At 57.8% G+C, this 12,266-nt stretch carries 15 protein-coding genes (1 of these 15 running past the window's edge); 9 read left to right on the forward strand and 6 right to left on the reverse strand.

Annotated features, from left to right (window positions below; genetic code table 11):
* Positions 1 to 21, reverse strand: partial view of a tyrosine--tRNA ligase gene (tyrS, locus tag HU754_RS27255; RefSeq protein ID WP_186619848.1) — the start only. It extends 1,179 nt beyond the left edge of the window; 21 of the gene's 1,200 nt are visible here — the first part of the coding sequence; its start codon is at positions 19 to 21; its stop codon lies off the left edge, out of view.
* A gap of 212 nt (positions 22 to 233) precedes the next feature.
* Between tyrS and HU754_RS27260 the strand changes: the two genes are divergently transcribed.
* Both HU754_RS27260 and HU754_RS27265 read left to right on the forward strand, forming a co-directional pair.
* Positions 234 to 1,652 carry a peptidoglycan DD-metalloendopeptidase family protein gene (locus tag HU754_RS27260; RefSeq protein ID WP_116254397.1) on the forward strand — a complete coding sequence of 473 codons (1,419 nt, stop codon included), beginning with the start codon at positions 234 to 236 and terminating at the stop codon, positions 1,650 to 1,652.
* 3 nt (positions 1,653 to 1,655) lie between these two features.
* On the forward strand, positions 1,656 to 2,747 hold the full coding sequence (locus HU754_RS27265; protein WP_186619850.1) for an anhydro-N-acetylmuramic acid kinase: 1,092 nt from the start codon (positions 1,656 to 1,658) through the stop codon (positions 2,745 to 2,747).
* Between the two features lie 71 nt (positions 2,748 to 2,818).
* Here the strand turns inward: HU754_RS27265 and erpA are convergent, their stop codons facing one another.
* Together erpA and argC are read right to left on the reverse strand one after the other, a co-directional pair.
* Complete coding sequence (gene erpA, locus HU754_RS27270; RefSeq protein ID WP_008077999.1) at positions 2,819 to 3,169, reverse strand: iron-sulfur cluster insertion protein ErpA; 351 nt, start codon at positions 3,167 to 3,169, stop codon at positions 2,819 to 2,821.
* Between the two features lie 168 nt (positions 3,170 to 3,337).
* On the reverse strand, positions 3,338 to 4,372 hold the full coding sequence (gene argC / locus HU754_RS27275; RefSeq protein ID WP_034155112.1) for an N-acetyl-gamma-glutamyl-phosphate reductase: 1,035 nt from the start codon (positions 4,370 to 4,372) through the stop codon (positions 3,338 to 3,340).
* Between the two features lie 133 nt (positions 4,373 to 4,505).
* Here argC and hemJ point away from each other — a divergent pair, with 133 nt between their 5' ends.
* The 6 genes from hemJ to coq7 all read left to right on the forward strand — a co-directional run bounded on the left by hemJ (position 4,506) and on the right by coq7 (position 9,055).
* Positions 4,506 to 4,934: a protoporphyrinogen oxidase HemJ gene (gene hemJ, locus HU754_RS27280; protein WP_034155111.1), complete on the forward strand. Its 429-nt coding sequence runs from the start codon at positions 4,506 to 4,508 to the stop codon at positions 4,932 to 4,934.
* Positions 4,935 to 4,967: 33 nt separating this feature from the next.
* Positions 4,968 to 5,939: an NAD(P)H-dependent flavin oxidoreductase gene (locus HU754_RS27285; RefSeq protein ID WP_099757314.1), complete on the forward strand. Its 972-nt coding sequence runs from the start codon at positions 4,968 to 4,970 to the stop codon at positions 5,937 to 5,939.
* Between the two features lie 75 nt (positions 5,940 to 6,014).
* Positions 6,015 to 6,965 (forward strand): DUF805 domain-containing protein, encoded by a 951-nt coding sequence (locus HU754_RS27290; RefSeq protein WP_093441849.1) that lies wholly within the window; start codon positions 6,015 to 6,017, stop codon positions 6,963 to 6,965.
* A 61-nt stretch (positions 6,966 to 7,026) separates the two neighbouring features.
* Positions 7,027 to 7,815 (forward strand): SDR family NAD(P)-dependent oxidoreductase, encoded by a 789-nt coding sequence (locus HU754_RS27295; protein WP_186619851.1) that lies wholly within the window; start codon positions 7,027 to 7,029, stop codon positions 7,813 to 7,815.
* Positions 7,816 to 7,872: 57 nt separating this feature from the next.
* A complete protein-coding gene (locus HU754_RS27300) occupies positions 7,873 to 8,211 on the forward strand; it encodes a histidine triad nucleotide-binding protein (RefSeq protein ID WP_003228789.1) in 339 nt (112 codons plus the stop codon).
* A 196-nt stretch (positions 8,212 to 8,407) separates the two neighbouring features.
* Entirely contained in the window at positions 8,408 to 9,055 is a 648-nt protein-coding gene (coq7, locus tag HU754_RS27305; RefSeq protein WP_186619853.1) for a 2-polyprenyl-3-methyl-6-methoxy-1,4-benzoquinone monooxygenase, read from the forward strand.
* A 118-nt stretch (positions 9,056 to 9,173) separates the two neighbouring features.
* Here coq7 and speD read toward each other — a convergent pair whose 3' ends face one another.
* Complete coding sequence (gene speD, locus HU754_RS27310; RefSeq protein WP_093441859.1) at positions 9,174 to 9,968, reverse strand: adenosylmethionine decarboxylase; 795 nt, start codon at positions 9,966 to 9,968, stop codon at positions 9,174 to 9,176.
* A gap of 237 nt (positions 9,969 to 10,205) precedes the next feature.
* A complete protein-coding gene (locus tag HU754_RS27315; protein ID WP_016772921.1) occupies positions 10,206 to 10,628 on the reverse strand; it encodes an OsmC family protein in 423 nt (140 codons plus the stop codon).
* Positions 10,629 to 10,866: 238 nt separating this feature from the next.
* On the opposite strand from HU754_RS27315, the gene crp reads away from it, so the two are divergent.
* Positions 10,867 to 11,511: a cAMP-activated global transcriptional regulator CRP gene (gene crp, locus HU754_RS27320; RefSeq protein ID WP_093441863.1), complete on the forward strand. Its 645-nt coding sequence runs from the start codon at positions 10,867 to 10,869 to the stop codon at positions 11,509 to 11,511.
* Positions 11,512 to 11,520: 9 nt separating this feature from the next.
* Here the strand turns inward: crp and HU754_RS27325 are convergent, their stop codons facing one another.
* Positions 11,521 to 12,222, reverse strand: coding sequence for a lipoate--protein ligase family protein (locus tag HU754_RS27325; RefSeq protein WP_186619854.1), 702 nt, complete (start codon positions 12,220 to 12,222; stop codon positions 11,521 to 11,523).
* Positions 12,223 to 12,266: the final 44 nt, after the last annotated feature.

The following is a 12,266-nucleotide window of genomic DNA, read 5'->3' on the forward strand; positions in this document are numbered from 1 at the left end:
CTGCTCTTCAACCGACTTCATAACAGACCCGCAAGGCTCAGATTCAAAGGGAACCAACCATACAAGATCGTGCACCAATTACAAGTTTTGCCCGGCGCACGGACACCAATCCACAAACGCGGCGTCTGCAGACTTGCTTCAGAGATGATTTGGTTATATTTTATACAGTTATTTCATCTTCATCATGTCATTCATCTTTTCCAATTCATCTTTTTTTAAAGTCAAAATTACTTATGACCACAGAACCGTCTAAAGCGCCTCCGCTTTACCCGAAGACCCACCTGCTCGCCGCAAGTGGAATCGCCGCCCTTCTCAGCCTGGCACTCCTGGTATTCCCTTCCAGTGATGTTGAAGCCAAAAAGACGACCCTGAGCCTTGAACTGGAAAGTCCTGCTGAACAACTGACACAAGATCAAGACGCCGCTGACGCTGCTCAAGCCACAAATGAGCCAGTAGCTTCACCATTTGCTCAAATCGAAAACAGTAGCGAAAACACCCCGAAAACCGCAGAGGCTGCACCTGCGCCAGCCGCCGAAAAGCCAAAAGCGCCTGGCCATCGCGAGGTCATTGTTGCCAAGGGCGATACCCTGTCGACCCTGTTCGAAAAGGTCGGCCTGCCTGCCGCCTCCGTTCACGAAGTCCTGGCCAGCGACAAACAAGCCAAACAGTTCAGCCAACTCAAGCATGGCCAGAAGCTCGAATTCGAATTGACCCCTGACGGCCAACTGACCAGTTTGCACAGCAAGGTCAGTGACGTCGAAACCATTACCCTGACCAAGAATGACAAGGGTTATGCCTTCAACCGGGTTACCGCAAAACCAACCGTTCGAACTGCTTACGTCCATGGCGTAATCAATAGCTCGCTCTCACAATCAGCAGCCCGCGCCGGTCTCTCCCATAGTCTGACCATGGATATGGCCAGCGTCTTTGGCTACGACGTCGATTTCGCTCAAGACATCCGCCAGGGTGACGAATTCGATGTGATCTACGAGCAGAAAGTGGTCAACGGCAAAGCCGTCGGCACCGGACCCATCCTGTCCGCTCGCTTCACTAACCGCGGCAAGACCTACACCGCCGTGCGTTACACCAACAAGCAAGGCAACAGCAGCTACTACACCGCTGACGGCAACAGCATGCGCAAGGCGTTCATCCGTACTCCGGTGGATTTCGCCCGCATCAGCTCGAAGTTCTCAATGGGCCGCAAACACCCGATTCTCAACAAGATCCGCGCCCACAAAGGCGTGGATTATGCTGCGCCACGCGGTACGCCAATCAAGGCTGCGGGTGACGGTAAAGTCTTGCTGGCCGGACGTCGTGGTGGCTACGGCAACACGGTGATCATCCAGCACGGCAACACTTACCGCACGCTGTACGGCCACATGCAAGGCTTCGCCAAAGGCGTGAAGACTGGCGGTTCCGTTAAGCAAGGCCAAGTCATCGGCTACATCGGCACCACCGGCCTCTCGACCGGCCCGCACTTGCACTATGAGTTCCAGGTCAATGGTGTCCACGTCGATCCGCTGGGCCAGAAACTGCCGATGGCTGATCCTATTGCCAAAGCCGAGCGCGCTCGCTTCCTCGCTCAGAGCCAGCCGCTGATGGCGCGCATGGATCAAGAGAAAGCCACCATGCTGGCTTCGAGCAAGCGCTAAGTCATGGCCCTGTATATCGGCGTGATGTCCGGAACCAGCCTCGACGGTCTGGACATTGCCCTGATCGAACAGACCTCGGCGATCAAACTGGTCGCCACCCACTACATCCCCATGCCTGAATCCCTGCGCGCCGAGCTGCTTGGCTTGTGCGCCAGCGGTCCTGACGAAATCGCCCGCTCGGCGATTGCCCAGCAGAACTGGGTGACACTCGCGGCGCAGGGCATTCATACCCTCCTCGATCAGCAGCGACTCAAACCGCAAGACATTCGGGCGATAGGCAGCCACGGCCAGACCATTCGCCATGAGCCTGCACGCGGTTTCACCGTGCAGATCGGCAACCCCGCTCTGCTGACCGAACTGACCGGTATCACCGTAGTCAGCGATTTCCGCAGTCGCGATGTGGCGGCCGGAGGCCAAGGCGCTCCGCTGGTACCTGCCTTTCATGAAGCGTTATTTGAGGAGCGTACCGGTAACCAGGCCGTCTTGAATGTCGGCGGCTTCAGTAATCTGAGTCTGATTGAGCCGACCAAACCTGTAGCCGGTTTCGACTGCGGCCCCGGGAATGTGCTGATGGACGCCTGGATTCACCAGCAGCGCGGCGAAAACTATGATCGCAATGGCGACTGGGCTAAAACAGGTACAGTCGAGCCGACACTGCTAAACGCACTCCTCAGCGATCCGTTCTTCGTCACCAAGGGGCCGAAAAGTACCGGCCGCGAAGTGTTCAACCTGCCCTGGCTGGAACAACATCTCTCGCACCTGCCAACCTTTGCTGCCGAGAACGTGCAAGCGACGTTGCTTGAGCTGACCGCGTTGACGATCGTTGAATCTTTGCAAAACGCTCAAACCGATACTCAGGAACTGTTGGTCTGTGGCGGCGGGGCGCACAACGCCACGCTGATGAAGCGTCTGGCCGAGCTGCTGCCGACCACCAAAGTCGCCAGCACTGCCACTCACGGCGTTGATCCCGACTGGGTAGAAGCCATGGCCTTCGCCTGGCTGGCCCATTGCTGCCTAGAAGGCATCGCCGCCAACCGCCCAAGCGTCACCGGCGCACGCGGGCTGCGGATTCTTGGCGCTATCTACCCCGCTTAAAGATTAAGCACAGCAAAACGCCGCAGAACCGTGAGGCTCTGCGGCGTTTTGTTATCTGGAGCGAGGAGCGATCAGATCGAGAACGAAGACCCGCAACCACACGTCGTGGTGGCGTTCGGGTTCTTGATCACGAAACGCGAACCTTCCAGACCTTCCTGGTAGTCCACTTCAGCACCGGCCAGGTACTGGAAGCTCATCGGATCCACCACCAGACTCACGCCCTCGCGCTCGACGATGGTGTCGTCCTCGGCCACATCTTCATCGAAGGTGAAACCGTACTGAAACCCTGAACAACCGCCGCCCGTAACGAATACGCGCAGCTTCAAGCGATCATTCCCCTCTTCATCGACCAGGCTCTTCACCTTGTGCGCGGCACCGTGGGTGAATTGCAAAGCCGTGGGGGTGAAGGATTCGACGCTCATGCTGACTATCTCCCGGCGTTACGCCGCCATAATGCGTGATGACGCGCATTATCCGCTTGTCCGAGAAAATCGGTCAACTATTGTTACGGTATATCAATAAACCCGACGAGCTGTTCAGAATGCAAAAAGGCCCGCTGAACGGGCCTTTTTGCTGTGCTGCTTAAAGTGTTACGGCAGCATACCGGCGTGGGACAGACCGAAACGCTCGTCCAGCCCGAACAGGATGTTCATGTTCTGCACTGCCTGACCCGACGCACCTTTGACCAGGTTGTCGATCACCGACAGCACCACCACCAGATCGCCATCCTGCGGACGATGAACGGCGATACGGCAAACGTTGGCACCGCGCACGCTACGGGTTTCCGGATGGCTGCCGGCCGGCATCACATCGACGAACGGTTCGTTGGCATAGCGCTTTTCAAACAGCGCCTGCAGATCCACTGAGCGATCAACCACGGTCGCGTAGAGCGTCGAGTGAATGCCACGGATCATCGGAGTCAGGTGCGGAACGAAGGTCAGACCGACATCCTTGCCCGCTGCGCGACGCAGGCCCTGGCGAATTTCCGGCAGGTGACGGTGACCTTTCACCGCATAGGCCTTCATGCTTTCTGACGTTTCGGAGTACAGCGAGCCGACAGCCGCACCGCGACCGGCACCACTGACACCGGATTTGCAGTCAGCGATCAATCGCGAAGTATCCGCCAGACCAGCCTCGAGCAATGGCAGGAAACCCAGCTGCGTAGCGGTTGGGTAGCAACCCGGTACCGCGATCAGGCGAGCCTTCTTGATTTGCTCGCGATTGACTTCCGGCAGACCGTAAACCGCTTCATCCAGCAACTCCGGTGCGCCGTGCGGCTGACCGTACCACTTGGCCCACTCTTCAGCGTCTTGTAGACGGAAGTCGGCCGACAGGTCGATCACCTTGGTGCCCGCCGCGAGCAATTCACCGGCCAATGCGTGAGCCACACCGTGCGGTGTAGCGAAGAACACTACGTCGCAAGCGCCGAGGGTCTTGATGTCTGGGACGCTGAAGGCCAGGCCGTCGTAGTGTCCGCGCAGGTTCGGGTACATGTCAGCCACGGCCAGACCGGCCTCGGATCGGGAAGTGATCACTACCACTTCTGCCTGCGGATGCTGCGCCAACAGACGCAGCAGTTCGACACCGGTGTAACCCGTGCCGCCGACGATACCGACCTTGACCATAACCTGCCCTCAAAGAACCCACTGGAAAGCCGTCGATAATAGGGGCCGCGCGGCCCTGCGACAACCGTCAAGGTGACGTGCGGACGCTCAAGCCTCTACTATCCGGCTTACCGTGAACCTGGAATAACTAAAAATGCTCTATCTATGGATCAAAGCTTTTCACATTGTCAGCATCGTTTGCTGGTTTGCCGGGCTGTTCTACTTGCCGCGTCTGTTCGTGTATCACGCGCAAAGCGAAGACACGATCAGCAAAGAGCGCTTCAGTGTCATGGAGCGCAAGCTGTATCGCGGCATCATGGGTCCGGCGATGATTGCGACGCTGATCTTCGGCGGCTGGCTGATTTACCTCAACCCGAGCATCTTCAGCATGGGCGGCTGGATTCACGCCAAACTGACCCTGGTCGTCTTGCTGATCGGCTACCACCACATGTGCGGCGCGCAGGTAAAACGTTTTGCCCGTGGCGAAAACACCCGCAGCCATGTCTTTTATCGCTGGTTCAATGAAGTGCCGGTTCTGATATTGCTGGCTATCGTAATTCTGGTCGTGGTCAAGCCGTTCTAACTTCAACAAGTACAGATCCTTGGGGTGTTCATAATGTCGCTGCCCGCTTTGCTCGAACAACGTCTGCGTCTGCCTGTAGTGGCGGCGCCGATGTTTCTGATTTCCAACCCTGAGCTGGTGCTCGCCTGCTGCCGTAATGGCGTGGTCGGCAGTTTTCCTGCGCTGAACCAACGCGAAAGCAGCGGATTCAAAGCCTGGCTGGAACAGATCGAAGCGGGCCTGGCGACACTGGACAACCCGGCGCCGTACGCGGTGAACCTGATCGTGCACAACAGCAACCCGCGCTTGCAGGCAGACCTGAACATCTGCGTCGAACACAAAGTACCGATCGTCATCACCAGCCTCGGCGCGGTGAAGGAGTTGGTCGACGCGGTACACAGTTATGGCGGCCTGGTCTTCCATGACGTCACCACTCGCCGACATGCCGAGAAAGCGGCCGAGGCGGGTGTCGACGGTTTGATCGCCGTGGCGGCCGGCGCCGGGGGGCATGCCGGGACCTGGAGTCCGTTTGCGCTGATTGCCGAGATCCGTCAGTTCTTCGATAAAACCCTTCTGCTTGCAGGATGTCTTAACCACGGGCATGAGATTCTCGCCGCACAGCTGCTCGGCGCGGATCTGGCCTACTTCGGTACGCGATTTATCGGCACCACGGAAAGTCATGCGCCCGACGCCTACAAGGAGATGCTGCTGACAGCCAAGGCGTCCGACATCATCCATACTCCAGCGGTCTCGGGAGTGCCGGCGAGCTTTATGCGGCAGAGCCTGGAAGCGGCCGGTTTCGACATGGCCGCTCTGCAAGGCAAAGGCGAGGTCAATTTCGGTGACAAGCTCAAGCCGATCAACGATGAAGCCAAAGCCTGGAAGACTGTGTGGTCGGCCGGACAAGGCGTCGGACAGATCGATGACCTGCCGAGCGTAGATCAATTGATCGCACGGCTGGACGCTGAATACCGGAAAGCCCAGGAACACGCAGCACAATTGCCAAAACGCTGGCCGCGCGAATAAAACCGGGCCAGTCGACTCAAGACTGGCCTTACACTGACGACCTTTCAAACCATTCGCGACAAGGATGCCTCGGCCATGAGCGAACCCCGTTACAAGATCGTATTCGACGGTGCTTTGCAGCCCGGTGTCGATATCACTACCGCCAAGCTCAATCTGGCTGATCTTTTCAAAAGTGAAGTGGCCGCCATCGAACGCCTGTTCAATGGCCGCGCCGTAGCACTCAAACGCGACCTGTCCCACAACGATGCACAGGCTTATCTACAAGCTCTGAGCAAAACCGGGATTGATGCACGCATTGAAGCAGAGACGGCAATCGAACTGAATCTATCGGACGTCCAGGAACACTCCACTGTGGTGGCAGAACCGGACTCCCCGTATGCACCGCCTCGCGCCAATGTGGGGGAAAATCTTCCGGCGTTCGCCACGCTCAAGCCGTTCAGCGTCGAAGGGCGAATCGGCCGCCTGCGTTTTCTGGCATGGACGATGGTCCTGAGTCTGGTGACCCTGCCCATTGTCGGCGTGTTCGCCCTGCTGGCTCTGGGTCTGGTCAGCGGCGACTCCACCACCGGCCTGATCATCGGCGGAATTTTCGCGTTCTTCCTGTTTATCGCCTTCCTGATTGTCAGCATTCTGTTCAGCGTCCAGCGTCTGCACGACATTGGCTGGTCCGGCTGGCTCTGGCTGCTGAACCTGGTACCGTTCGTGGGCAGCTTCTTCCCGCTGGTGATCATGGTCGTACCGGGCAACACCGGCGCCAATCGCTACGGCCCTCCCCCGCCGCCAAACAGCACCGCCGTGAAAGTGCTGTGCTCCCTGTGGATCGTGTTCTTCGCACTGATTTTTGTCGGTGGAATGCTCGGCGGCATCTCAGCCATCCAGCAGGAATATGAAAGCAATCTGGAAAGCAGCTACGAAAGTGGCTCGGTGACCACTGACGAAGTCGAAGTAGAGGTCGAAACGCCTGCGGATTCCGCCGACGAGGCAGCCGAAGCGGCGCAGGCCCCTGTAGACTCTGCGAAAGAATGAACAGCGCTCCCCGCCGTGACACCCGCGTCGCCGGCGCGGAGCTGTTGCGATGGAGAATTGCATGACCCGTTACGCACTGATCACCGGCGCCTCCAGCGGCATCGGCCTGGCCATGGCCGAAGCTCTGGCCCGGCGTGGCCGCAGCCTGATTCTGGTGGCCCGACAGCGTGATCAGCTCGAAAGCATTGCGATCGAATTGACCCAGCGTTTTGGCGTCGAGGTACTGTTCCGCGCCTGCGATCTGGGCGAGCCATTGCGTCTGTCCGGCTTCCTGCTGGAACTGGAAGAAGGTGACCGACAGATCGACTTGCTGGTCAATTGCGCCGGCATCGGCACCTGCGGCCCGTTTCTCGCACAGGACTGGATGACCGAGCAGGATCTGATCGAAGTGAACATCCTCGCCCTCACCCGTCTCTGCCATGCGATCGGCAACAGCATGGCGCTCCAGGGCGGCGGGCAGATTCTCAATGTCGCCTCGGTGGCCGCCTTCAATCCCGGCCCATGGATGAGCACTTACTACGCCAGCAAGGCGTATGTGCTGCACTTCTCCGAAGCCTTGCGGGTTGAACTGAAACAAAGTGCGGTGAAGGTCTCGGTACTCTGCCCCGGCCCGACACGCACGGCATTTTTCCGCACGGCGCAGTTGAACAGCGACAAACTCAAAGACAGCAAGTTAATGATGAGCCCGGAGGAAGTCGCGCTATACACCGTACGCGCCCTCGACAAGAACCGCGCAATCATCATTCCCGGACGACGCAACCGCTGGTTCGCGTTCTTGCCGCGACTGGGCTCGCGCTGGCTCATTCGCACCATCGTCGGTATGGTCAATAAAGCTTACTGCCCGCGCTGAAGAAACCGGATTCAACGCGGTACACTCGATTCAGCCCAAACAGCGGAGAAAACAGCAGTGGATACTCTGTTCACCAAGATCATCAACCGGGAAATCCCGGCCAAGATCATTTACGAAGACGACCAGGTTCTGGCCTTCCATGACATCGCCCCTCAGGCACCGGTGCATTTCCTGGTGATCCCGAAAAAACCGGTGCGCACCCTCAATGACCTGACCGAAGATGACAAGGCACTGGCCGGGCACATCCTGTTCACTGCGCAGCGTCTGGCGCTGGAACTGGGTTGCGAAGAAGGTTTCCGCGTGGTGATGAACTGCAATGAGAAAGGTGGGCAGACCGTCTACCACATTCATATGCACGTACTCGGTCAACGTCAGATGAACTGGCCACCGGGCTGATTCACGACAAAAACTGTGGGAGCGAGCTTGCTCGCGAAGGCGTCGGCAGATTCAAAACCTCCATTGCTTGACACTCCGCTTTCGCGAGCAAGCTCACTCCCACAAAAAAGCATGACCGCGCAGCAAATGACCCAGCGCAAACCTTCCCCGGCCGATTCGGTTAAACTGGCCGTCGAGATTCTTCCCGGAGGTCAGCATGACTACCCAACGTCACTACTCGCCAATTGACCGTCTTCTGCTGCAAGCCGATGCTGCAATGCGTACTCTGCTGCCCTTCAGTGGCCAGCCGTACCGTCCGTCGCCGGCGATTTTGCAGCCGGACACGCAGCTGAGCGACGAAGACACCCGCCACGTCGCCGGCCTGATGCGTATCAACCATACCGGTGAAGTCTGCGCCCAAGCGCTGTATCAGGGGCAGGCGTTGACCGCCAAGCTGCCTCAGGTGCGCGAGGCCATGGAGCACGCCGCCGAAGAAGAGATCGATCATCTGGTCTGGTGCGAACAGCGTATTCATCAGTTGGGTAGCCATACCAGCGTTTTGAATCCACTGTTTTACGGGATGTCGTTCGGGATCGGCGCAGTGGCCGGATTGATCAGCGACAAGGTCAGCCTTGGATTCGTCGCGGCGACCGAGCATCAGGTGTGCAAGCACTTGAATGAACACCTGGAGCAATTGCCGGCCGAGGACGAAAAGTCCCGGGCGATTCTGGAGCAGATGCGCATAGATGAAGAACATCATGCGGAAAGTGCGCTGGAGGCTGGGGGTTTTCGGTTTCCAGCGCCGGTGAAGTTCGGGATGAGTATTCTGGCCAAGGTGATGACCAAGAGTACTTATCGGATCTGAGATCTGTGTAGGTGCCGAAGGCCTTATCGCGAGCAGGCTCGCCCCCCTAGGGTGCTTTGTTCCAGCAATAAAAAAGGCGACTGTCCTGAAACAGTCGCCTTTTTTGTGCCCGGGAATCTTAGGTCGGCATGTTGCGTGCGTAGAAGATTTCGAGCATTTCGTGTTTCACACGGTCGGTCACCTGAACGCGCTGCTCGGAGGACAGATTGCTGGTGGCGTCGCCGAACAGGTAGTTGTCCAATTCGAAGTTCTTCAGCAGCATTTTGGTGTGGAACAGGTTTTCCTGGTACACGTTCACGTCAGTCATCTGGTACGCGTCGCGGGTGTCTTCAGAGAGGTAGTTCTGGATCGAATTGATCTCGTGGTCGATGAAGTGCTTGTTGCCTTCAACGTCACGGGTGAAGCCGCGCACACGGTAATCTACAGTCACGATGTCCGAATCGAACTGGTGAATGAGGAAATTGAGCGCTTTGAGCGGTGAAATGACACCACAAGTCGACACATCGATGTCCACACGGAAAGTTGCAATACCGTCGTCCGGATGGATTTCCGGGTAGGTGTGCACCGTAATGTGACTCTTGTCGAGGTGGGCCAGGATAATTTCGGGCAACGGACCCGGCGACTCTTCGATCTGGCTTTCAGTCGGGGTTACCGGCTCTTCAGAAATCAGAATCGTGACGCTGGCGCCCTGGGGTTCATAGTCCTGACTGGCAATGTTCAGGATGTTGGCACCAATGATCTCGACAACTTCTGTGAGAATCTGCGTCAGGCGTTTCGCGTTGTACTCTTGATTGATGTACTCGACGTAAGCCTGCTGGTCTTGCGGGGTTTGCGCGTAGCAGATGTCATAGATGTTGAAGCTCAAGGTCTTTGTCAGGTTATTGAACCCGTGGAGCTTGAGTTTGCTTTTCACCGTTAAAAACTCTCTATGTATGCGGCCCGGCCGCGTGATCAAGCATGCCCGTCAAGTGCGAACGACGCACCTGCGTAGGACGGTTAACACCTCTTCGCTATGGCGATTTTGGTTATCTGTTCAAGCGGCTGATCCGTCGGCTGACCGATCACTGCCCTGAAAAAAGTGGCGCATTATGCAGACGTCAACGAGTGATCGTCAGAGTCTGCACTGCGTTTATGATAGTTGAATGTCGGTTCAACCGAGTTCGACGATTTCGTAGTCGTGGGTGATCGCCACGCCTGCCGCGCCAAGCATGATCGAAGCGGAGCAGTATTTCTCGGCGGACAGTTCAATGGCGCGCTTGACCTGAGCTTCTTTCAAGCCACGGCCCTTGACCACGAAATGCATGTGGATCTTGGTGAACACCTTCGGATCTTCGGTCGCGCGCTCGGCGTCGAGAAAGGCCTCGCAGCTTTCAACGGCCTGACGGGATTTCTTCAGGATGCTGACCACGTCGAAGTTGCTGCAACCGCCGACACCCAGCAGAAGCATTTCCATCGGACGAACACCCAGATTACGACCACCGGCGTCCGGCGGACCGTCCATCACCACGACATGACCGCTACCGGATTCGCCGAGGAACATGGCTTCGCCAGCCCATTGGATGCGTGCCTTCATCGCCCAGACTCCACTGTAAAAAAAAGGGTCGCCAGCTTAGCACAGGGCTTTGCCCGGACAGCGAGCAACGTTCCTAGGACACGATGCCTCAGCGCTGTAGGTAATTTCTCGAATTTGCGACGAAGTGTCTGTTAAGCTGGCGCCAATTCGCTGGCGCCCATGCCAGCCCGTGTAGCGACCGCCTTCAGCGCCTCATAAAAAATCAAACATCACCGTGCAGTCTTTTCGGGATACAACCATGGTTGCTATTACCCCCACATCCAAAATCAAGAATCTCGACAAGCTGTTGATGCATTGCCAGCGCCGTCGCCATGCGGCCAAGAGCAACATCATCTGTGCGGGCGATCGCTCGGACACGCTGTACTTCATCATCAAGGGTTCTGTGACGATCCTGATCGAGGATGACGACGGTCGGGAGATGATCATCGCTTACCTCAACGCCGGGGATTTCTTTGGCGAACTGGGCCTGTTCGAGCAAGCGGGACAGGAACAGCAACGCAGCGCCTGGGTGCGGGCCAAGGTCGAATGCGAAACAGCGGAAATCAGCTACGCCAAGTTCCGCGAATTGTCGCAGCAGGATCCGGACATTCTTTACGTACTCAGCGGACAAATCGCACAACGTCTGCGCAACACCACGCGCAAGGTCGGCGATCTGGCGTTCTTCGACGTGACCGGCCGAGTGGCGCGCTGCCTGCTGGAGTTGTGCAAGCAGCCGGACGCAATGACACACCCGGATGGCATGCAGATCAAGGTGACCCGTCAGGAAATCGGCCGGATTGTCGGTTGTTCGCGGGAGATGGTCGGTCGCGTGCTCAAGGATCTTGAGGAACGCAACCTGGTCGATGTGAAAGGCAAGACCATGGTGGTCTTCGGTACGCGCTAAGCCCGAAAGTCAGGCGTTGTAGATCTGCGCCAGCATCAAACGAAACAGTTCATCGAGACGCGCCAAAGCCCCGGGCGCGTTGAACTTTTCATGCAGGCCAATGTGGCTCTCCGCCCGCACCCGCTGCTCCAGGCCGCACGCTTCATTGAAACGATTGACCGCCGCGACCATCGAGTCGCGCTCGTTATCCATCAGCATCGCACCGTGCACCAGGCCCACCGGACGTTGCCCGCCCTGACTCTGGCGCCAGCGCTGGGCCGTGCCGACCATTTTGCGACCGTCCAGATTGACGTTGAAGCGACCGTCGCAGAATGCACCGTCGATTTCACCAAGTGATGACGTGCCGCCCAACTCCTCCAGCAACTGACAGATCGGATCGCAGAGACGGTGGTAGCCGGTTTCGATGCGGTTCAGGTCGCCTTCGCTGCGTGGTGGTGCATAGACCAGGGCGATGTTGATCGTCGCCGCTGATTGCGGGACGGGTTCGCCACCGGTTTCGCGTAGCAGGACGGGCCAGCCAGCGGCGGCTGAGACTTCGCAGGCGTGGTCGAACGCGGCGAGGCGATTGAGGCGGCGAGGCATGACCAAGGCGCGATCGCTGGGTTGCCAGAACAGCAGGCCGAATTCAGAGTCGCCGGCGCAGACCGAGGCCAGCAAATCCTGTTCGGCTTGCAGGCCGGCTTCGATGGTCAAGGGGGTTGGCAGCGACATGGAAGGCTCCGGCAGATCTGGAATCTTTGGGGATTTCTAGTACC

The organism is Pseudomonas zeae (genome assembly GCF_014268485.2).
Lineage (GTDB): Bacteria > Pseudomonadota > Gammaproteobacteria > Pseudomonadales > Pseudomonadaceae > Aquipseudomonas > Aquipseudomonas neuropathica.

Excerpts from the sequence above, each read along its gene's own strand:
- HU754_RS27285 (WP_099757314.1), top strand. The coding sequence starts at position 4,968 with ATGTCGCTGCCCGCTTTGCTCGAACAACGTCTGCGTCTGCCTGTAGTG.
- HU754_RS27260 (WP_116254397.1), top strand. The coding sequence starts at position 234 with ATGACCACAGAACCGTCTAAAGCGCCTCCGCTTTACCCGAAGACCCAC.
- HU754_RS27295 (WP_186619851.1), top strand. The coding sequence starts at position 7,027 with ATGACCCGTTACGCACTGATCACCGGCGCCTCCAGCGGCATCGGCCTG.
- crp (WP_093441863.1), top strand. The coding sequence starts at position 10,867 with ATGGTTGCTATTACCCCCACATCCAAAATCAAGAATCTCGACAAGCTG.
- erpA (WP_008077999.1), bottom strand. The coding sequence starts at position 3,169 with ATGAGCGTCGAATCCTTCACCCCCACGGCTTTGCAATTCACCCACGGT.
- HU754_RS27315 (WP_016772921.1), bottom strand. The coding sequence starts at position 10,628 with ATGAAGGCACGCATCCAATGGGCTGGCGAAGCCATGTTCCTCGGCGAA.
- HU754_RS27290 (WP_093441849.1), top strand. The coding sequence starts at position 6,015 with ATGAGCGAACCCCGTTACAAGATCGTATTCGACGGTGCTTTGCAGCCC.
- HU754_RS27325 (WP_186619854.1), bottom strand. The coding sequence starts at position 12,222 with ATGTCGCTGCCAACCCCCTTGACCATCGAAGCCGGCCTGCAAGCCGAA.
- hemJ (WP_034155111.1), top strand. The coding sequence starts at position 4,506 with ATGCTCTATCTATGGATCAAAGCTTTTCACATTGTCAGCATCGTTTGC.
- coq7 (WP_186619853.1), top strand. The coding sequence starts at position 8,408 with ATGACTACCCAACGTCACTACTCGCCAATTGACCGTCTTCTGCTGCAA.
- argC (WP_034155112.1), bottom strand. The coding sequence starts at position 4,372 with ATGGTCAAGGTCGGTATCGTCGGCGGCACGGGTTACACCGGTGTCGAA.
- HU754_RS27265 (WP_186619850.1), top strand. The coding sequence starts at position 1,656 with ATGGCCCTGTATATCGGCGTGATGTCCGGAACCAGCCTCGACGGTCTG.